Origin of the sequence: Collinsella aerofaciens (assembly GCF_040910265.1) — a bacterium.
GTDB classification, from domain to species: Bacteria; Actinomycetota; Coriobacteriia; order Coriobacteriales; family Coriobacteriaceae; genus Collinsella; species Collinsella aerofaciens_BK.
In genome coordinates this window covers 1-19949 of sequence record NZ_JBDGAW010000025.1, presented here as the reverse complement: position 1 = coordinate 19949, position 19949 = coordinate 1, and the positions used below count along the sequence as shown (strand labels likewise).

Genomic DNA, 19949 nt, shown 5'->3' with positions numbered 1-19949 from the left:
TTGGGCAGCAACTGCTTACTCGGAAGCGGCCTTCTCGGTCTTCCAGCCATCGACGAAGGCGTTCTTGACGCCGTCCCACTTGCTGTTATCGGCAGCGTAGGCAATCAGAGCCTGCTTGAGGTTCTTCTTCCACTCCTCGGAGGGAATGTAGACGAAGTCCCAAGCGACGGTCTTCTTGCCGTCCTTGGCCATGGCAACGGCCTGCTGCGAGAAGACGTTGGTGGTCTCCTTGGCGCTCTTGAACGGAGCGGTCAGGCCCATCTTGTCGGCGATGATGCTGGTCGGGGTGTCAGCGGTGACGCACCAATACATGAAGTCCTCGGTGGCCTTCTGGGCATCCTCGGAAGCCTGGGAACTGACGCACCAGTAGTTCTCGCCGCCGGAGCACAGGCCCTGGTTCTCCTCGCCGTCAACACCGATGTAGATCGGCATCATGCCAATCTGATCGTCGGTCATGCCGGCCTTGACGAGGTCAGAGTAGGCCCAAGAGCCGTTCTGGTAGAAGACGGCCTTGCCGGTTGCGAACTCGTTGGTGGCGTCGTCGCCGGTCTTGGAAGCAAGCTGCGAAGGATCGCAGGTGGAGTCGGTGATGTACAGGTCGAAGATCTGCTTGTAGTTGTCGAGGAACTCACCCTTGATCTCGTCGTCCTCCTGGTTGTGCTCCTTCTCAAACTCGTAGTAGAGCGGCATGTTGGCAAGGTGGGTGGTGTAGCGCCAGCTGGAGGAGTCGTCCATGCCGGCGGAAGTGAAGGCACCCTCGACACCAAGCTCGTCCTTGCGGGCCTGGATGTCGTCGGCACAAGCCTTCAGCTTGTCGAAGGAGTTGATGTCCTCGGCCTTGTAGCCAGCCTTCTCGAGCAGCTGCTTGTTGTAGATGATGCCGAAGCTCTCCTGGACCCAGTCGATGCACACATCCTTGCCGTCGGACTGCAGAGCCAGGGAGTCGTCAATGAGCTCACCGCGGAGCTTGGTATCGGACAGGTCGGCGCAGTAATCCTTCCAGTTCTTAAGACCGGTGGGGCCGTTGACCTGGAACAGGGTCGGAGCGGAGCTCTTGGACATCTCGGACTTAAGCTTCTCCTCGTAGGTGTTGGAAGCGGCGGTCACGATCTTGACCTCGACGCCCTTCTCCTTCTTATAGGCCTTGGCGATCTCCTTCCACTCCTTGTCGACCTCGGGCTTGAATTGGAGGAAGTAGACCTCGGCAGCGTCACCAGAAGCAGAGGAGCCGGAGCCGGCAGAACCACCGCAACCCACGAGGCCCAGACCAAGAACTGCAGCCGCGGAACCAGCAAAGCCCAGGAACTGCCTTCTGCTCATTTCGTTCTTCATTACAATCCACCCTTTCACACCGTGGCGGCACCCTTTGCCGCCGCCTTCGGAGATTGGCTCGGGGACTTTGCCCCTTTTGCTGATTTGAACGATACGCCATTTGGCTAGTTGTTTGAACAAGTATTACTAGAGCGGTAGAAAAACTTCGGTGAACGGTAATTTCAACTTGATACTTGACAAGTTTTGTATAAACAATTATTTGTTATCTAATGCAGAGAAAACGCCCGGTCAAGCCGATGTACCGTCGGTTTGACCGGGCGTTTTCTCTTTGAGGCCATGAGTCTCGTCAGGCTGCGAGCTAGCCGGCTATCGCTTGGAATTGACGCGGTAATGGAAGATCTCGGGGTGTGTGCGAGTGTGCGTCACCTCAAACAAGATGCCATCCGAGGTGTACGACTGACTCTCCATGACGGCAACGCAGTTATATTTGCCGAGGTCAAGATAGCTGCAGTCCTCATCGTTGGCGAGCTCGACACTCACCGTACGACGGCTCGCCATCACTTTGACACCGCGCTTGTGCTCCAGATAGCCGTAAATAGAATCTGCCGCGATCTCGGGAGTCAGGCCCTTGGCGATCGACGCCAAAAAATAGCCATGGTCCACTTGGCGCGCGTTGCCGTTGAGGCTTCGGACACGCACTACGCGAATCAACTCCTCGCCCACCTTAAAGCCCAGGTGACGAGAGAGTTGCTCGGTGCAAACCAGATGTTCGAAAGACTTAACGTCCGTCGATGCAACGGCATTGTTGCGCTTTGCAAACTCGCCAAACGACTCAACCTCTTCGAGTGCGCCCAACATGTCGGTTTCGCCCTTAAGCCAAATAACGCGCACGCCCTTGCCGTGTATAGGCTGCACAAACATCCCGTCGGCCAGCATACCCAAGGCGCGACGGACGGTATTGCGAGTGCATCCGAACTCCGCGGTCAGCTCGGCTTCGGTTGGCAGCATCTCCTGAAACGCATAGGTCCCATTAATGATGCGCGAGCGTATTTCTCGGTAGATTCCTTCGTATATCGCTTTTGGCATTGTTTCACCTCTACATTATTCATTTCCGGCTAGGCACGATAGCATTTCTTAAAGTTGTTTAAACCGAATATCGGTAAAGCGACAGGATTTAACCGTTGACGGTTTCTGTCATGCCCAAATCGGTTTCGCTCAAAACTGCCGGTACGACAATCGTCTGGTCCTCTACAATGAATCCATTGTTTAAACGTTTCCCCACGCGCAACGCGCCTCGATATTCGGAAGGCAGAACATGCTGCAAAAAATCCAACGCTTTGGCGGGGCAATGTTCGCGCCCGCCATGCTGTTTTCTATATCAGGCCTCATGGTCGGCGTCTCCGCTCTCGCAACGACTGCGGACATCGTCGGCGATCTCGCCGTATACGGAACCCCTTGGTACGTTTTCTGGGCTATCATCCAGCGCGGCTCGTGGACGGTCTTTAAACGCCTCCCGCTCCTTTTTGCCGTAGCGCTGCCCATCGGTCTTGCCCAAAAACAACCGGCTCGTTGCTGCCTCGAGGCTCTCGTCGCCTATTTTGCCTACTGCTTCTTTTTGAGCGAGATCATTAAGCTGAGCGGAGACAACCTTGGACTTGAGTACCCGTCATCTTTGACCTCCGCCAGCGGTATCACCGTCATCGACGGCATCAAGACGCTCGACACCGGCATTATCGGCCCGCTGGCGGTATCGGCAACCGTCGTCGCCATCCATGACCGCTTCTACGATGCCAAAATTCCCGATTGGCTCGGCACCTTCTCGGGCTCCTCGCTGGTCTACCTCATCAGCTTTTTTGCCGTGTTTGCCCTTGCCGCTATCTCGGCCGCCATCGTGCCCTACGTATACGATGTAACTGATACGCTGCGTCACGCGCTTGCAGGCATCGGTCCCTTTGGCGTGGGCATCTTTGTCTTTTTAGAACGAGCACTCGAGCCCTTTGGCCTGCACCACCTGCTCTACATGCCGATCTACTACGACAACCTGGTCATTAACGACGGCATCTACGCCACGTGGAGCAGTTTGCTCCCCATCCTCTCCCATAGCACGCGCCCCCTTAATGAACTTGCGCCGTGGGCCGGTTTTACCGCCACCGGCTGGGTCAAGCTCTTTGGCCTTCCTGCCATCGCAGCTGCGTTCTACTCCACCGCAAAACCCGAGCGCCGTGCCGGCCTCAGGGTCATCCTTGCTCCCGCCATCATCGCCTCGGTGGTTTGCGGCGTTACCGAGCCACTCGAGTTTCTCTTTATGTTCACCCACCCCGGGCTCTTTTTGCTCTACGCCGTCTTATCGTCTTGCCTTGCCACAACCATGAATCTCTTTGGCATCGTCGGCATCTTCTCGGGCGGCCTGATGGAGATGGCAGCCTTCAACTTTATTCCGCTCATGCGCACGCATGCCGGTGCCTATCTTTTGGCGCTCGGTATCGGCCTTGCCTTTAGCCTCATCTTTTTTGTTAGTTTTCGAGCACTCATCTTGGTCTATGACCTTAAGACACCGGGCCGCGAGGATCATGTTGCCAATCGCGCGGCAATCGATTGTTTAACGGGAAGCGACTTTGCCAAAGAGCAATCCCCCAATGACGAGGTCGATAGTCGATCCGATCAAGATCACGTCCTCGCTGAGCGGGTAATTCAGCTTTTAGGTGGCGTTGGCAATATCGTGGGCGCAACCAACTGCGCCACGCGCCTGCGCGTCGAGGTCGCAGACCCTTCCATCGTTGCAGATAACGCGTCGTTTGTCGCGGTGGGCGCCAAGGGCCTCATCATTACGGGCAAGACCGCCCAGGTGGTCATCGGCATCTCCGTTCCCCGCGTTAAAGAGCATTTTGACCAGATCATGGGCCTCGAGCCGGAATTTGTGCCCACCACCTCGGCCTCCCCTGCCGCCAGCGCAGCCCATAAGCGCGGCGCTATTTGCTTCTTCGATATCGACGGAACGCTCGCCTGGCAAGACCCCAGGCTCGCCCAAGACCTTCCCGAAGACGAGCGGGACCTCTCCCCCTATCCCAACGAGGCGGTTTCGCAGGCAATCCGCGAGTTTGTCGCCAACGGCAACATGGCCTTTATCTGCACGGGACGCACCCTGAGCTGCATCCACCCCAAACTTCTTGAGCTGCCCTGGACCGGCATCGTCTGTCTTGCGGGCGGTTACGCCGAGATCAACGGACACGCAATTCGCGATCTGTCGATGACGCCCAGTATGCTGCAGCGTCTTGCCCCCTACCTTGAGCAATCGGGCGAGGTCATCCGCTTTGAGGGCCTCAACGGCGTCGTGCGCATGAGTGCCGATGCGCCCGATGCTCCCGGATACGCGCGCACCCTGGGCGACGCAGTCACGCAGCTGCAACATTACAGTGTCTACAAGATCTTGATGTCTACATCGCTCGCCAACCACATCGCTCAAGATAAGGCACTTGAGCCGCTGCTGTGCTTTAATGAGCTCGAACTCGAGGTAACCGAAATCTCGCCCCGCGAATGCACGAAGCGCGGGGGCATCCAGTCTGTACTCGACGCCCTCGATCCCCACCACGGAACCGTATACGGCATCGGCGACGCCAGCAATGACGTCTCGCTGATGAACGCCGTCGATGTCGGTATCGCCATGGGCAATGCACCGGACTATCTCAAGGATAAGGCCGATTACGTGACCGACACCGTCGATCACGACGGTGTCGTTGCGGCGCTCGAGCATTTTAGGCTGATTTAGGCGCGCTCCATCAAACGCACGCCCGTTGTCCTAAATCGCCAAAACTGCCGCGCCAAACGCCCTGATGTGGCAATATGTTGTCTGCATATTGCACCAATGCAACCTCAGAAAGAATGCGAGAACCCGTGTCCAGTCCGTTTACCAGCTTTTTAGCCCAACACTTTGACCAGATTAACGACTATCTGGCCACGTTCTTTGACGGACAGGCGACCTCTGCCGATATCGAGCGCTACCTGTACGCGCCGCTCTCGGCTTTTACGGCCAACGCCGGCAAGCGCCACCGCCCGCTTATCTGCATGCTCGCCGCAACCGCAGTGGGCGGTAGCTTTGAGAGCGCCCGCAGCGCCGCGGCAGCCATCGAGCATTTCCAGTCGGGCGCGCTGATCCACGACGACATCGCCGACAACGGACAGCTTCGTCGAGGCAAGCCCTGCATGCACCTTACCGAGGGCACGGGCCTTGCCATCAATTGTGGCGACCTGGCGCTCACCATGGTCACCAAGACGGTTCTCGACGACCCTACGCTGGAGTCCGACGTGAAGCTGCGCGTGCTCCACGAGCTTACCGAGATGATCGTCCGCACCATTGAGGGTCAAGCACTCGACCTGGGTTGGGTCCGTGACGGGCGCTTTGATATCTCGGTTGATGACTACCTGGACATGGCGACGCACAAGACCGCGTTTTACAGCGGAGCCACGCCGCTTGCCGCCGGAGCCATTATCGGCGGCGGCAGCGATGAGCAAATCGAAGCGCTGCGCGCCTTTGGCCTGCACACAGGCCTTGCCTTTCAGATTCAGGACGACCTGCTCAACCTTGTCGGCACTAAGGAAGCCGCCAACAAGGACTTCCGCACCGACATCACCGAGGGCAAGCGCACGCTTGTCGCCGTACACGCCCTCTCTGATGAGCGCCACCACGACGAGGTCGAGGCGATTCTTTCCTCGGGCACCGATGATCCCGCGCAGCTCGCACGCGCCGTGGAGATCTTCCAGGAGACCGGCTCCATCGATTACGCCCACACTTACGCGCTCGACCTGACCGCTAAGGCCAAAGCGGCCATCGAGAACGTTGAGCTTGATCCGCACGCACGCGAGCTGTTCCTCTCCATGGCAGATTTCTTTGTGGAGCGTCTTAACTAACGGGGGTTATAAAACCTGTCAGCAGCGTATTTAGGCACAACTTGCTACACTGTTGAGTGCATGTTTATGCATCCCTTTGCGTTGTCTATCCGACAGACGCTCAAATAGTACGAATGGTACGCCGAAAGGGGTTCGTTCATGGAACCTATTACAACGGGCATGCAAGGAGCAGCCGTCGAGGACGTGCAGTCTCGTCTCCTGCAGCTCGGCTACACGATTGATGCCGCCGAAGTCACCGACAAGTACTTTGGAGCCACCACTGAGCAGGCCGTCAGCACCTTCAGGCTCGACAGCGGCCTTGCTGCCGGTCATGCCGTCGATATCCCCTGCTGGAGCGCCCTTGTAGACGCTTCGTATAAGCTGGGCGACCGCACTCTCTATCTGCGCATGCCCAACTTCCATGGCGCCGATGTGCAGGCCCTGCAGCGCGCTCTCAACGTTTTGGGCTTTGCCTGTGGCGAAGACGACGGCTACTTTGGTCCGCATACCGAGGCCGCCCTGCAGCAGTTCCAGGAAAATGTCGGCCTGTTTGCCGACGGCATGGCCTTCCAGGACACCTACGCCTACATCAACCGCCTGCACCATGTGTGGGAGGGCAAGCCCTCGGTCACCGAAGCCGAGTCCCGTATCGGTTTTGCTCGCGCCGCCAACGTGCTCGAGCGCTTCCAGATTGCCGTTATCGGCGAGGACCCCATCGCACGCAGCGTTGCGTCGCGCATGTGGAATATCGCCACGGCAACGACCGACAACAGCGGCATGATGCTCTGCGACTCCGAGGTCCCAACCGACGTTGACCTGGTGCTCGAGATCGCAAGCGATGAGCTGCCCGCAGATGCAGCGCCGCGCGCCACGATCGCCCTCGCCGAGTGCCACAACCTGGCCCAGCGCATCCGCACCGCCAATGTCGCCGCGCAGCAGAAGCCGGCACGCATTCGCATTGAGCTCACGGGCATGACGCGCTACAACGGCACCTTCACGGCCAGCGACGCGCAGACACTCGCCGTACGCCTGCTCGATGGCGTTTGCGATGCCCTCGCAGATTAGGTAAACTAGACGAGTTGCTTTTGGGCAACACCACACATTGGGACGTAGTTCAACGGTAGAACTCCGGTTTTTGGTGCCGGCTGTTGGGGGTTCGAATCCCTCCGTCCCAGCCCTTAAGAACACAGCGCTCCAGGCCCTTATGAACCTGGAGCGCTTTCTTGTGGGCAAGCGGAGGAATTCGAACCCGCAAGGGTGCGGAGCTGAGGAAACGCGAAGCGTTTTCCAGCGCAGCACGCAAGAAGCGAAGCGACGCAGCGGAACGCGGCCGCCGACCAGGCGGACGCGGAATCCCTCCGTCCCAGCCATTACAATTGAGCGCCCTGAGCCCATAACGGCCCAGGGCGCTTTCTTGTGGGCAAGCGGAGAAATTCGAACCCGCAAGGAATCTACCTATATAAGACAGACGCCCCAAGCCCGAAAGGACCAAGAGCGCCTAACATCAAGAAAATATCAGCCCAGTTCCGAAAAGCGAGCCGCATGCGACAACCAAGTAGCCGCAGGCCCCGGGAGAGTGGGGACACCGGCTTAGGTTTATCGCGAGTTCCGCACGAACAGGAGGCCACTTAATGTGGCCTCCGTCGTGAGCAGGACTGTAGAGCAGGAAACCTAAGCCGGTGTCCCCACTCTCCCGGGGCCGAACGCCCTAGTTGTTCAGCATGCGGTCGAAGCTTCCCGAGTCGCCATCCCGATAGTCTGCGGTCATCAGAATCTCCTGCGGAATGCGCCCGCCCTCGCGCAGCACGTTGCGGAACTGCACGCGCGTAACCATGGGCAGATCCTTGATCGTCGCTGCCAGGTTCTGCGGCACACCCTGGTTGGCAGCCGCGGGCTCGCACTCTCCGCCGGCCTTCACGCGACGCTTATGCTCGGCGAGCATGGCGCGGTACATGCCGGCATGCAGGCGAATCTCAACCACATTGGCATTGCGAGCCTGCTCGACGATGCGCGCGCCCTCGCGATCGATATCGCCCACGTAGTAGACGTAGTTAAAGCGATAGCCAATCTCGGCCAGATAATCATCCAGTGCGTGCGAGACGCTCGCTTTGCAGCCGCCGCCAAAAATCACGCCGCCCACCTTGATGCCAAAGAGCTTGGCGTGCTTGCGGCCACGCAGCAGCTTGACGATCTCGTCGTAGGTGTCCAGGTTCTCGACCATAATGAACGGCTTGTCGGCTCCCAGCGTAAAGAAGCCCGTAAAGTGCACGGGGCGATTGGGGGCGACCTTGATCGCCTGCATGCTGATGCCCTTTTCGGTCATACGCCTGATCAGGCGCTCACCGTGCTTGCCGTCAAAAGCCTTCTCGTCGTTAAAGATCTGGTAGGCACGCTGGCGGCGCGAGGCAACCGGCGTATCGGCACCTCGGTTCTGCTCGATCCAAGCCTGGATGATTGCGATTTCCTCGGCAATCTTGCGGTTGGACATCTCGTTGTGCTGAGTGCGCTGCGGAGCCTTTTTGCCGTCCTTGCCCTCGACCTTTACGATCTGTGTCTGCTGCTCCTTGATCTTGGAGAGCGCCATAGGCGTGGGGACAACCTTGAGCAGCTGCCTGCCTAAAACGCGGGCAAGGGCAAACGCCGAGACCTCGCCGTGGGCGGCCGACTCGGGCTGCTGGGCAGCAGTATCTACTGCGGCAGACTCCGGCTTCTTCTGAGACTTGCGCTTAGAATCGCCTTGGGAATTGCGCTCGCGCTTCGGCATAGATGCCTGCTTCTGCGGACGAACGGACTTGCTCTCCTTCGCCGGCTGGCGCTTAGGCTGCCCCGAAGAAACCTCGGCCTTCGCATCCTCGTTCTGCGGCGTGGTCTTCTCGGTTGCAGTCTCGGCATGGGAACTGCGGCCCCCACGATGGCGACGGCGGCGAGGCTTGCTCGACGCGCCCTGCTCCGTCTGCTCATCAGTAGGCTGCTGGCCCTTGGCCTCGGCATCAACCTCAAGCTGCGGCTCAACAGGCTTTTGCTCGCGAGCCACCGGCTCAACGGCCTTCTCGTCCTTCTCGCCCTGAGCGGTCGAAGCCGGCTCGCTCTTCTCCTGACGCCTTACGGGATACGCGCGTCCCGCAAAACCGCGGCCGGGACGACACGAACCCGGAGCCTTCTTGGCAGACTCCTCAACATCGTCTGCAACCTCAGAAGACTCTTCAACCTCACGCGCGGCATCCTGCTGTGCAGCCTTAAAGTGAGCACCGCGACGGCGCTTGGGCTCTTGGGCCTCCACGGGCTTTTGCTCCTTCGTGGGCTTCTGCGACTCGGCAGCAACCTCGGTCTCAACAGCCTCGGCATCCGTCTCGCCCTTTTGAGCAACGGCGCGACGGAAGCGCTCCTGTTGGGCGCGGCGCTGCGCATCGCGCTTGCCACCCCCACCAAAACCGCCGCGTCCTGCCTTGGCCGTAAAGGCACGCACGACGTTCTCATCGAGCAACTCATCGGTATCAACATGCTCACGCGGAGCAGTTTCTTCCACAGCAGGCACGTCAGCGGAATCCTCGACGACAAAATCCTCGACGGACTCGGCAGGCTGCTCCTGGGCATCGCGGATCTCGGCATTGATGGTATAGAACGCCGGGCGCCCGTTAATGCCGCTACCCTCGATCTTGGTCACGATCTTTGCCGCGATAAGCTCATCGCGCATCGCCTTGGTGTCGCACTCCTTATCGACGGAGCGGAAAATCTGCGCCAGCGCGCTCGACTTAATCTTGAGCGCCTTGCGGCAGAGCAGGTCGTAGGCAACCAGCTTGGCGCGCTCAGCAGAAAGCGACGTCTGGCTGCTCAGGCGCTCAGCCAAAGCATCGACATTGTTTTGATTATCGGAATATACCGTCTTGGCCACGGGGCCCCTTTCATATGTACACATATACGTCTATATGGTACAACGCACGCCCTTATCCACGCAAAACATCTGCGAGAACACTCGAGCGTCACCCGCTTTCGCATGAAAAAAAGACCGAGTCCGCGTCGTTGCGGACCCGGTCTTTCCGAGTCATATGGATGGAACGGTTAGTCCATCAAGCTGACTAGGCCTTGGCGGCCTCGGCGTCAGCGGGAGCCTCGGCGGCAGCGGCGCGGCCGTACTCGGCCTTGCCCATCTCGGACCACTCGGGCTCCTCGTCAGGCATGGAGCCAGCCTCCTTGCCGAAGAACTCCTTGAGGCAGTTGACGGCGACAATGAGGCCCAGGACCATCAGCAGGACGGCGAAGACGAGCTGCAGGCCCTTGGTGGCGGCGACGGAGACGGCGGCCGTGGTGGCGGTAGCCGGGATGGTGCCGAAGAAGCCGTAAGCCTGGACAGCGGCCATGCAGCCCATGGCGCTCTGGACCAGCGAGGTGAAGGTGCAGCAGAGCAGGAAGACGACGGGCACGTAGAGCATCCAACCCTTGCGGCCGGTGCACTTGCAGAACACGGCGAGGGTGATCATGGTCATGCCGCCGAGCAGCTGGTTGGAAGCACCAAAGAGCGGCCAGATGTTGGCATAGCCACCAAAAGCGAGGGCGAGACCGGGAAGCAGGGTAACGACCGTGGCGAACCAGGGGTTGCCGAGTACCTTCATGTAGCCGGCCTTGGACTCGATGGCCAGGGCGTCGTTGGTCTGGGCAAAGAACTCGGAGAACGAGGTGCGGGCGATGCGGGCGACGGCATCGAGCGAGGTCAGGGCCAGAGCGGAGACGTTCATGGTCATGAAGACGGTAGCGAGCGTGCCGTCAACACCGAAGGCCTGCATACCGCGGGAGATACCAGCGGCGAAGATCTGGAACGGGGTGGAAGCGACACCGGCGTTGAGGGCGCCAGTACCGGCGGTGTTCATATCGGAGAACATGATGCCAGCGACGATGATGGCAAGGATGCCGACGAAGGACTCGACGATCATGGCGCCGTAACCGACCTTGACGGCGTCCTGCTCCTTCTCGACCTGCTTAGAAGAGGTGCCGGAAGAAACGAGGCTGTGGAAACCGGAGAGAGCACCGCAAGCGACGGAGACGAACAGGACCGGGAACATCATGCCGGAGGCAGTGGAGAAGCCGGTGAAGACCGGAGCGGTGATAGTGGCCTGACCGTTGACGCCCAGGACGACGATGCCGAGGACAGCGCAGACGATCATGACGATCATCATGATGGAAGTGAGGTAGTCACGCGGGGTCTTGAGCATCTGGATGGGCATGGCGCCAGCAAAGACCAGGTAGACCATGACGACGGCAAACCACTGGAACTTATCCAGGTAGACCGGGAACTGCATACCGACGGCAAACATGAGAACCATGAGGACCACGCCGGTGACGAACTCGGCAGCGCCGGTGAGGTTGAACTTCTTCTGGGCCCAACCAAAGGCGATAGCGACGAAGGTGAACAGGATGGAGATGGTACCAGCGCAGCCGGCGGCATAGGACTTGGTGAAGTCGATGGCACCGGTAGCAGCACCAGAAGCGTCAACGGCCGGGGTGAACATGAACGTCTTGCAGACCATGTCGGTGAAGGCGGCGATGACGATGATGCAGAACAGCCAGCAGAACAGCAGGAACAGGCGACGGCCGGTCTTGCCGATGTACTTCTCAATGAGCTGAGCGAGCGACTTGCCGTTGTTCTTCATCGAAGCGTACAGGGCACCAAAGTCGTGGACGGCACCAAAGAAGATGCCGCCGACGAGGACCCAGAGCACGACGGGCAGCCAGCCAAAGGCCATGGCGACGATCGTACCCGTGACGGGGCCAGCACCGCAGATCGAGCTGAACTGGTGCGAGAACGCGGTGAAGGCGGAGACGGGCGAGAAGCTGTTGCCGTCCTTCATGCGCTTGGCCGGCGTGAGGGCATCCTTGTCAACGCCCCACTTGTTGGCCAGCCAGCGACCATAGCCCAGATAGCCGCAGGCGAGCACCGCCGCGGCCACAACCATGAGCAAAACTCCGTTCATTACATTTCCTCCTCTAAAAAGAACTTCCTAGACATAAAAAATGAGGGCCGTCGGTTGCGCTCGACGGCCCTCATCTTCATCAGCCGCCCGTTATCGTACGGGCTAGCTGTATGTGCTAACCCGCATCAGATAATTACTACGCTGATAATGTTTAGCTGATGCGTGAACATGTCTAAGAAATCCTCTTCAATCATGATGTGAACGATCCGTGCGTGTTCACATCCCCCAGTGGTTGAAAAGGAGTATGAAACTTTAGTTACCTAAAGTCAACGCAAATATGTAATGAATTTTCAACTTTTTTTGAATTTCTCGGTATAAAACGCCACTGACCTCGTACTTTACCTCACGACAGTTTTTGCATGAGAGATGCCCCTGAGAGCCGCGGGAGCCGGGCGGCGCATATGAACTTTCCTGCTCTACAGTCCTGCGCAAGACGGAAAGCACATTAAGTGCTTTCCTTTACGTGCGGAACTCGCGATAAAGTTCATATGCGCCGCCCGGCTCCCGCGGCTCTCAGGGGCTCCCATCCCAAATGCGGAGCAAAGCTCCGCACACCAACTTTTTTCTTTCAGCTAAAGAACGCCGGAAATTCGACACTGGCTTGTTAACTTTGCTGGACGTTGTCGACGCCAAACCAGCTCAGAAGCTATATCGACACAGAAAGGTCCCCGGACGGAGGGGCCGGATATAAGGTTTATCGCGAGTTCCGCACGCAAAGAAGGCCACTTAATGTGGCCTTCGTCTTGCGCAGGACTGTAGAGCAGGAAACCTTATATCCGGCCCCTCCGTCCGGGGACCGCGCCGTACCAGCTACAGCGTCATGTTCGGATCGGCGTCGACGTCGAACGGCGAGATTTCACCTCGGTCGAATTTACGGCGGGCGACCTCCGCGATCATGGCTGCGTTATCGGTACAGGCAGACAAGGGCGGCACCGTTACGCGAATCCCCTGACGCCCAAGCTTCTTGATCATCATCTCGCGCAGATGCGGATTAGCCGAGACGCCGCCACCGATGCAGTATTCCTTGCATCCGGTAGCGTGCAGTGCGTTTTTGGCCTTCTTGTACTGCACGTCAAAGACAGCTGCCTCAAACGAAGCTGCCAGATCGGGCAGGTGAATCGTGCGCCCGGCCTTGGTCTCCTGCTCGATGTAGAGCGTCACGGCCGTTTTAAGACCCGAAAGCGAGAAACGATAGTCTCCCCTGCTGTTAAGCGCACGGGGGAAATCGATCGCGCGGGGATTGCCCGTCTCGGCCAGCTTGGAAATGATGGGGCCACCGGGATAGCCCAGGCCCAACGCCTTGGCCACCTTGTCGAAGGCCTCGCCCACGGCGTCGTCGAGCGTCTCACCGAGCACCTCGTAGTCGCCCCATGCCTTTACGTGCACGAGCATGGTGTGCCCGCCCGAGACAAGCGTAAAGATAAACGGAGGCTTGAGGTCGGGCTGCGCCAGCAAGTTGGCAAACAGGTGCCCCTCCAGATGGTTGACGCATACGAGCGGCTTACCGGCAGCGCAGGCAAAGCCTTTGGCAAAGGCAACGCCCACCACGAGGGCGCCCACCAGGCCCGGACCCTGTGTCACGCCCACGGCGGCAAGCTCGCTGGGGGCAATGGCTCCACCCTCAAGGCCAAGCGATGCCGCGGCATCCTCGAGCGCCGCATCTACGACACTCACAATCACCTCAACGTGCTTGCGCGAGGCGATCTCGGGCACCACGCCGCCAAAGCGGGCGTGAAAATCAATCTGTGTCGACACCTGGTTGGCCAGCATATTGCCATCCGCATCGATAATCGCCACGGCCGTCTCGTCGCAGGAACTCTCGATAGCGAGCACTAGGCGACGGCGCTCAATTTCAGCGCGCTCCTCAACGGTTCGCTCGGGCGCAGGCAGCGGCCATACACGCTGCTCAGCCGCCGTCGGCTCGGGCGAAGCGTTGTTGACCGGAAGCACCAGGGGCAGCGGCGCCGTCATGACGATGGCATCTTTGCCAACACCGTAGTAACCGCGGCGACGGCCAGCCTCGGTAAAGCCCAGAGCGTTATAAAGCGCGATCGCTCCCTCGTTGCCGTCCTCGACCTCGAGCGAAGCCGTGGTGCAGCCGAGCATCTGGGCATCATAGCTCACGTGCGACAGCAGCTTGCGGGCAATGCCCTCACGGCGATGTGCCGGGTCGACGGCGACATCCAGAATCTGTACATCACCGTCCACGACCATACCGCCGGCAAGGCCCAGCAGCTTGCCATCGTCGTGTGCCACCCACCAACTACGCGGCGCAGCGACGTCCTCGCCCAGTTCGGACAAGAACATGCCCGGCGTCCACGCCTCGTGTCCGGCACCTTCAAAGCAGGCAGCCTCCAGCGCGCTCGCGCCCTCGGCATCCGCCGCGCCCATGGGACGGAACTGCAGATGACGACCGGCGAGCTCATCGGCAACGCCCGTAATTTCGCTCTGCGCACTCTCGGCAAGACCAAGACGCTTGCGCTCGTTTTCCTCGGCATCCGAAAGGCGCGTGTAAATCGGCAGGACGCGGGCCGGATCGCCGTCACCCGCAGCGTGTGCGAGCAGCAACCCCTCGCCCGAAGGCCACCACAGGTCGCGCTCCACGCAGCGGGCGGTCTCGTCCTCACCCAGCAGCTTGCCATAGCGCACGAGACCGTCACCGGTCAGCTGAACCTGGTCCCAGTCCGCCGCTTGGCGCCACTCATCGAGCGCCACGGCGGCCTTGACCACGTGTTCGCGCTCAAATTGACGCTCGGGACCCTCATCGACCAGCATATACAGCGCCGGATATACCTCACCGCGCATAGCATCGGCCAAGATACCAAGCTTGCCGCGCACGCCAGCCTTCCACGCCGTCCAAGCGCAAGCGTCGAGCGTCGACACGCCCAGCAGCGGAACATTGGCACCGCGCGCGAGGCCCTTGGCAGTGGAGATGCCGATGCGCACACCCGTAAACGACCCCGGGCCGCGGCCGACCACGTAGCAACCAACATCGCTGCGATCCAGACCGGCTTGAGCCAGCACGCCATCAACGGTATTCACGAGCTCAACGTTGGCGTGACGGCGACACATGTGGTCGCCACTCACGAGCTTCGTCTCGCCCGTCTGCCCATCAATCAAGCTTGCCGCGCAGGCAAGCATGTCGGTCGAAGTATCGAGCGCCACCACCAGCGCGTTGTCGTTATGCAAGCTCATCTTGTACAGCCTTATCAATCAAATGGGAAAGCTCCATTGCACGGTCACCGTGCGCCTCGAGCGTTATCGTTCGCACATCACTGTCGCCCTCATCACGCTTGAGCGTCACCGAAAGATACTCATCCGTCAGCTCGTCCTGGAATTGTTCGCCCCATTCCAGCAGGCAAGCACCCTCATAGCCCAGCACATCGAAAATGCCCGTATCCTCGAGCTCATAGGCATGCTCCAGGCGGTATAGATCAAAGTGAAACAGCGGAATACGACCTTGATCGTGAACGGCCATGAGCGCAAACGTAGGGCTCGTAACCATATGCCCATCGCCCAGCCCGCGCGAGACGCCCTTGGTAAAGTGAGTTTTGCCCACTCCCAGGCCACCGGTCAGGATGAGCACATCGCCGTCCTCAAGGCACGGTGCAATTAGCTCGCCAAAGTACTCCGTATCGGCAGCGCAAGTCGTTTTGTAAGTACCTACCCCCAGGCGCTCCAGGGACATATATGCTCCTTATTATTCCGAGGCGTCCTCTGGTGCGGGATGTCGCTCCAGATAGTCGCCCAGCATCTTAAAGTCTTCCTCCAGCAGTTCCTGCCACGCCGGATTGCGTAGCGCTGCTGCCGGATGGAACGTGGGCATTACTACAAAATGCCCCATCTGGTGGAACCTGCCGCGCAGCTTAGTAATGCCAATCTCGGTCTTAAGCACAAAGTGCGTCGCGGGGTTGCCGAGCGTCACGATAATATCGGGCCAGATGCTTCGAATCTGCTCACGCAAAAACGGCGAGCAAGCCAGCACTTCCTCGGGACGTGGATTGCGGTTTCCCGGCGGGCGGCACTTAAGCACGTTGGCAATGTAGACGTCTTCGCGTTTGAGCCCCGCCAGCGACAAAATGCCGTTGAGGTCCTCGCCTGCCGCCCCCACAAAGGGCTCGCCCTGCAAATCCTCATTGCGGCCCGGCGCCTCGCCAATAAACATCACACGAGCGTGGGGGTTTCCCACGCCAAACACGATATTGTGACGCGACTGGTAGAGCTGGCAGAGGTGACAATCGCCCAGAACGGCCTCAATTTCCTCGAGTGCGACCTCACGTGGTGCCTGATGGGTATGGCCGGGGATGTGCATGACGCCCATGGCGACTCCTACACGTAGACCTTGTCGAGGCGCATGCCAAAGCCGCAGGCGACCTCGTAGTTAATCGTTCCGCGCAGTCGGGCCATCTCGTCCATAGTGATCTCGGCATCGCCATCGCGGCCGACAATAATCATCTCGTCACCATACTCGGCCTCGGGAATCTCGTGTGCCGGGTTGGACTGAATGGCGACCATAAACTGGTCCATGCAGATATTGCCAACCTGATGCACGCGCTCGCCGCGATACAGCACATCCATACGATTGGAAAGCGTACGCGATAGGCCATCGGCATAACCGATCGGCAGCGTGCAGACCTGAACGCGCGTACGCGGTACGCGGTAGGTAAAACCGTAGCCCACGCCCTCACCCATCGCAGGGTGTGCCACGCGCGTCACACGCGCATGGACGCTCATAACGGGATCAAGCTGCATCACGCGGCCACTCAGCTCGCACGGCTGCATTCCATACAAGCCAACGCCGGCGCGAATCATATCAAAATGCATCGAAGGGTCGAGCATCGAGGACGGCGTGTTGGCGCAGTGCACGATACCGCACTCAAAACCCGCATCCTTAATGGCCTGAACGGCCTCGGTAAAGCGCTGACACTGCAGCTTGTAGTCCCAGCCCGAAGGTTCATCGGCCGTGGCGAAGTGCGTAAATACGCCGTCGCACTGAATACCGCGATGGAAATTAATACCGCGGACAAAGTCGAGCACCTGCGTGTAATGTACGCCAATGCGGTTCATGCCCGTCTCGATGGCGAGATGATACTTGCCCACCTTGCCCGCCGCGACGGCACATTCGCCATACGCAAGAGCAAAGTCAGACGTATAGACCGAAGGCATGATATCAAACTCGAGCAACGTCGGAATGGCCTCGATAGGCGGCTCGCTTAGGATGAGGATGGGCTTCGTAATCCCGCCCTGTCGGAGCTCAACGCCCTCGTTAACCGTCGCCACGGCAAACATGTCGGCACCGGCCGAATACATGATCTTGGCGCACTCAACAGCTCCATGACCATAAGCATCGGCCTTGACCACGCAGCACAGGCGCTGACGTGGATTCAGCAAGTTCTTATAGGCCCTCGTGTTGCGACGGAGCGCCCCACGGTCGATCTCGACCCAGGACCAGCGCGTCAAATCGGCTTTATTCATGATTAGTCATCCGACCCTTCGTCCATGATTCCCAGATCTTCGAGCGCATCCTTTGCCGCCAGCTCCATGGCAGGACCGATCAAGTCGATAAGATCGGTCGCGATAACGCTCTTCTCACCATACTCCGTCGCCGCGGCAAAACCGGCGTAGCTGTGAAGTGCGACGGCGTACGAATACAGCAACTCCCAACGATCCATCTCGTCGCGCATGGTGGCAAGCGTGCCGGCCAAAATACCCGCGAGAACATCACCCGAACCGGCAGTTGCCAGAGAAGCCGGACCCGAGAGCGGCAGCAGTACACGCTCAACGCCACAGATAGCCGTCGTCGGCCCCTTGGCAATGACCACCAGGTTGTCGGAGCCTGCAGCCCAGACAACCTTCTGCGCGGCTGCAATCGCGGTACCAAGGTCGTTCACCTCGTCACCGGCAACCAGACGCGAAAGTTCACGATAGTGCGGCGTCATAACCAACGGCTGCTCGCGACGATACATCTCAGGATTACTATCAATACCGTCAATGGCAATCTTAGCAAGGCAGTTGAGTGCATCGGCGTCCAAGATAAGCGGCACATCAAGCTCGAGCAAGCCCGAAACCACCTGCATAGCGCCGGCAGATGTCGTCATACCGGGACCGCACAGTACACAGCTGTACTTCTTTGCAATCTCGCACACAGTCATGCGCGCAGCGGCGCCAAAGGAGCCGCGGGAATCAGACGGAATAGCAAAGACGGGAATCGAAGGAAGTGCCATGCGAATAAGATTGGCGCAGGCGTCAGGAGCCGCGACTGCCACGTAACCAGCACCCGCGCGAGCTGCAGACTTGGCCGCCATAATGGCAGCACCAGGATATTGCGCAGATCCGGCGACAATAAGCACAGCGCCACGGGAATACTTATCGATATTCGTAGGTAGTGGGGCAAAGTAATCAACTAAGTCACCGGGCTCGACAATCTCGGCGGCGTGGTCGACATCATCGATGACCTCGTCAAGACGGTCGTAAAGATTGCCGCAGATCAAATCGCCAGCATACTCAGGACCATCAGCGCTATACAGACCAATCTTGGGCGCAATCATCGTCACCGTATGCTCGGCACGAATGCAGTCGTCATCAACAACGCCCGTCTCGGCATTCAGGCCCGAGGGAACATCAATGGATACGACACAATCGGAGCATTCATTGACCGTAGGAATCCAGATGGAGAACGGCGCACGCAGATTTCCGTGGAAACCGGTACCAAAAATGGCATCGACAACAACATCGGCCTTATCGATCAAAACCTCGAGTTCGTCACGCGAGGGGCCGACGCAAACGTGCACATCGCGGCCGGCAGTACGACGAGCAACATGACGTGCCAGAGCAGCAGGAATCTCATCCGGCTCAACCGGAGAAACGATATCCACGTCCACACCCTTATGGCTCAGGATATCGGCGGCAACCCAACCGTCGCCGCCATTATTACCAAAACCGACCAGAACGAGAACCCGATCGGGATTGAGCTTCAAGACCTCGTTGGCGGCAAACTCACCCGCTAGCTCCATAAGCTCGGCCTTCGAAGTCCCTTCGCGTTCGATGATATCCTCGAGACGAACGACTTCTTCGGTACTCAAAACCGGTTTCATCTATGCTCCTAGCGTATCTTGCGAAGCATCGCCCAGGTGCTCCGTCAATGCTGAATTCTGCAGCTGCTCAAGCTCATCTAAAACAGAGCGAGCCTCTTTAAATGTCTGCGCTACGCGTTTCTTGGTGCTCACCTTTTCCTCTTTTGGCTTAGGCCGAGCATCTTCGGTAATCGCGATGGCATTCGCAACGGCCAAGTCTCCTGTAAGCGTAATGGAAAGAGCGACCTCAACAACACCCAGTTCTTGAGCGATCTCGAGAGCACGGCCCGAAAGCAGCGCCTTCGGTTTGCCGAGTTTATCACGCGTAACCGAAACATCCTTGCGACCCACGCCTTGACTAAAACCCGTGCCGAGAGCTTTAAGTACCGCCTCGCGCGAAGCAAAGCGGCTCGCATAGTGAGCAGCGGGACGCGATGATGCATCGCAATACGCACGCTCTTCTTCGGTAAACACACGCCGAGCAAACGACGGCGTCTTTTCAAGAATTGATTTCATGCGGGAAATCTCGACGATATCAACGCCGATACCAGCTTCAGCCATGTTCACCTCCATATCGCACAGACTAAGTTATTGTAGCCCGTTCGCAGAAGATGCGACAAACGAGGGTTATAAAACACAGCTACTATGTGAGACAAAAGCCCGTAAACGCAAAAAAAGGGGAGGCCGCGAGGCCTCCCCCTTCTTCAAGTCATCCGACGGCTCGGTGCCGTCCACCGGTCAGCGGCGCCCTGGC

The 19949-nt window shown here is 58.9% G+C and carries 13 protein-coding genes and 1 tRNA gene; 4 read left to right on the top strand and 10 right to left on the bottom strand.

Annotated features, from left to right (window positions below; translation table 11 throughout):
- Nucleotides 1-15 precede the first annotated feature (15 nt).
- Nucleotides 16-1332, bottom strand: a complete 1317-nt coding sequence (locus AB5Z14_RS09065; RefSeq protein WP_006235863.1) for an ABC transporter substrate-binding protein — start codon at nucleotides 1330-1332, stop codon at nucleotides 16-18.
- Between the two features lie 306 nt (nucleotides 1333-1638).
- On the bottom strand, nucleotides 1639-2358 hold the full coding sequence (locus AB5Z14_RS09060; RefSeq protein ID WP_035137765.1) for a GntR family transcriptional regulator: 720 nt from the start codon (nucleotides 2356-2358) through the stop codon (nucleotides 1639-1641).
- Nucleotides 2359-2587: 229 nt separating this feature from the next.
- On the opposite strand from AB5Z14_RS09060, the gene AB5Z14_RS09055 reads away from it, so the two are divergent.
- From AB5Z14_RS09055 to AB5Z14_RS09040, 4 genes are all read left to right on the top strand, one after another.
- Nucleotides 2588-5038, top strand: coding sequence for a PTS transporter subunit EIIC (locus AB5Z14_RS09055; RefSeq protein ID WP_368131134.1), 2451 nt, complete (start codon nucleotides 2588-2590; stop codon nucleotides 5036-5038).
- A 125-nt stretch (nucleotides 5039-5163) separates the two neighbouring features.
- Nucleotides 5164-6177, top strand: a complete 1014-nt coding sequence (locus AB5Z14_RS09050; RefSeq protein WP_260699342.1) for a polyprenyl synthetase family protein — start codon at nucleotides 5164-5166, stop codon at nucleotides 6175-6177.
- A 138-nt stretch (nucleotides 6178-6315) separates the two neighbouring features.
- Complete coding sequence (locus AB5Z14_RS09045) at nucleotides 6316-7221, top strand: peptidoglycan-binding domain-containing protein (protein ID WP_022094145.1); 906 nt, start codon at nucleotides 6316-6318, stop codon at nucleotides 7219-7221.
- 38 nt (nucleotides 7222-7259) lie between these two features.
- Nucleotides 7260-7331, top strand: a tRNA-Gln gene (locus AB5Z14_RS09040).
- 533 nt (nucleotides 7332-7864) lie between these two features.
- Here AB5Z14_RS09040 and AB5Z14_RS09035 read toward each other — a convergent pair.
- The 8 genes from AB5Z14_RS09035 to acpS form a co-directional block, all read right to left on the bottom strand.
- The gene (locus tag AB5Z14_RS09035) at nucleotides 7865-10048 is read right to left on the bottom strand and encodes a hypothetical protein (protein WP_368131133.1); all 2184 of its coding nucleotides are present in this window, start codon (nucleotides 10046-10048) and stop codon (nucleotides 7865-7867) included.
- A 184-nt stretch (nucleotides 10049-10232) separates the two neighbouring features.
- Nucleotides 10233-12122 carry a carbon starvation CstA family protein gene (locus AB5Z14_RS09030; RefSeq protein WP_368131132.1) on the bottom strand — a complete coding sequence of 630 codons (1890 nt, stop codon included), beginning with the start codon at nucleotides 12120-12122 and terminating at the stop codon, nucleotides 10233-10235.
- Between the two features lie 810 nt (nucleotides 12123-12932).
- On the bottom strand, nucleotides 12933-15317 hold the full coding sequence (gene tsaD, locus AB5Z14_RS09025; RefSeq protein WP_368131131.1) for a tRNA (adenosine(37)-N6)-threonylcarbamoyltransferase complex transferase subunit TsaD: 2385 nt from the start codon (nucleotides 15315-15317) through the stop codon (nucleotides 12933-12935).
- Complete coding sequence (gene tsaE, locus AB5Z14_RS09020; RefSeq protein ID WP_006235849.1) at nucleotides 15304-15810, bottom strand: tRNA (adenosine(37)-N6)-threonylcarbamoyltransferase complex ATPase subunit type 1 TsaE; 507 nt, start codon at nucleotides 15808-15810, stop codon at nucleotides 15304-15306. Before tsaE ends, tsaD begins: the two co-directional genes overlap by 14 nt.
- Before the next feature lie 12 nt (nucleotides 15811-15822).
- Complete coding sequence (locus AB5Z14_RS09015) at nucleotides 15823-16443, bottom strand: uracil-DNA glycosylase (protein WP_118256876.1); 621 nt, start codon at nucleotides 16441-16443, stop codon at nucleotides 15823-15825.
- Nucleotides 16444-16451: 8 nt separating this feature from the next.
- A complete protein-coding gene (gene alr / locus AB5Z14_RS09010; protein WP_368131130.1) occupies nucleotides 16452-17597 on the bottom strand; it encodes an alanine racemase in 1146 nt (381 codons plus the stop codon).
- Between the two features lie 2 nt (nucleotides 17598-17599).
- A complete protein-coding gene (locus AB5Z14_RS09005) occupies nucleotides 17600-19216 on the bottom strand; it encodes an NAD(P)H-hydrate dehydratase (protein WP_368131129.1) in 1617 nt (538 codons plus the stop codon).
- Nucleotides 19217-19756, bottom strand: coding sequence for a holo-ACP synthase (gene acpS, locus AB5Z14_RS09000; protein ID WP_006235843.1), 540 nt, complete (start codon nucleotides 19754-19756; stop codon nucleotides 19217-19219).
- Nucleotides 19757-19949: the final 193 nt, after the last annotated feature.

Bases quoted from the DNA above. Each gene is read 5' to 3' on its own strand.
- AB5Z14_RS09045 (WP_022094145.1), top strand. From the start codon at position 6,316: ATGGAACCTATTACAACGGGCATGCAAGGAGCAGCCGTCGAGGACGTG.
- AB5Z14_RS09015 (WP_118256876.1), bottom strand. From the start codon at position 16,443: ATGGGCGTCATGCACATCCCCGGCCATACCCATCAGGCACCACGTGAG.
- AB5Z14_RS09055 (WP_368131134.1), top strand. From the start codon at position 2,588: ATGCTGCAAAAAATCCAACGCTTTGGCGGGGCAATGTTCGCGCCCGCC.
- tsaD (WP_368131131.1), bottom strand. From the start codon at position 15,317: ATGAGCTTGCATAACGACAACGCGCTGGTGGTGGCGCTCGATACTTCG.
- AB5Z14_RS09065 (WP_006235863.1), bottom strand. From the start codon at position 1,332: ATGAAGAACGAAATGAGCAGAAGGCAGTTCCTGGGCTTTGCTGGTTCC.
- acpS (WP_006235843.1), bottom strand. From the start codon at position 19,756: ATGGCTGAAGCTGGTATCGGCGTTGATATCGTCGAGATTTCCCGCATG.
- alr (WP_368131130.1), bottom strand. From the start codon at position 17,597: ATGAATAAAGCCGATTTGACGCGCTGGTCCTGGGTCGAGATCGACCGT.
- tsaE (WP_006235849.1), bottom strand. From the start codon at position 15,810: ATGTCCCTGGAGCGCCTGGGGGTAGGTACTTACAAAACGACTTGCGCT.
- AB5Z14_RS09060 (WP_035137765.1), bottom strand. From the start codon at position 2,358: ATGCCAAAAGCGATATACGAAGGAATCTACCGAGAAATACGCTCGCGC.
- AB5Z14_RS09005 (WP_368131129.1), bottom strand. From the start codon at position 19,216: ATGAAACCGGTTTTGAGTACCGAAGAAGTCGTTCGTCTCGAGGATATC.
- AB5Z14_RS09030 (WP_368131132.1), bottom strand. From the start codon at position 12,122: ATGAACGGAGTTTTGCTCATGGTTGTGGCCGCGGCGGTGCTCGCCTGC.